The sequence below is a fragment of the Streptomyces sp. TRM68367 genome (assembly GCF_014495685.1).
In the GTDB taxonomy this organism is placed as follows: Bacteria; Actinomycetota; Actinomycetes; order Streptomycetales; family Streptomycetaceae; genus Streptomyces.
On record NZ_JACTVI010000268.1, the window covers coordinates 964 to 1317 of the forward strand.

A 354-nucleotide genomic window follows, 5' to 3' on the forward strand; every position below is an offset into this window, starting at 1 on the left:
TGGCACGTCCGCAACCACCCGCCCGTGGAAGCCATGCACTCCCCCCGTCGGCTGCCCGCAACCCGGGCACGGCACCGGGTCGTCCCGGGTCCGCGCCGACACCCGGATGACCTCGCCCTCGTCCGTCACGCCCTCGATGACGAGGGCCGACAGTCCCGAAAAGACCACATCCACAAGCTCGTTGACATCGCGCACACCATGCCAACGACGGCCGTCACCCTTCGTTACCACCGATTACGGGACAGAGCCGGTGAGCGTACAGCCCCACTACGGGCCAGCCCTGCTCGTTTGACAGACTTCTCGGTCTGGTGGCGGCCTGGAACCCGCAGGCCTGAGGCGGACTCAGGGTGGAAA

The 354-nt window shown here is 67.5% G+C and carries 1 pseudogene; it reads right to left on the reverse strand.

The window, feature by feature from the left end:
* Positions 1-174: pseudogene (locus tag H8R17_RS45415) on the reverse strand (ISL3 family transposase); the annotation flags it as partial.
* Between the last annotated feature and the right edge of the window lie 180 nt (positions 175-354).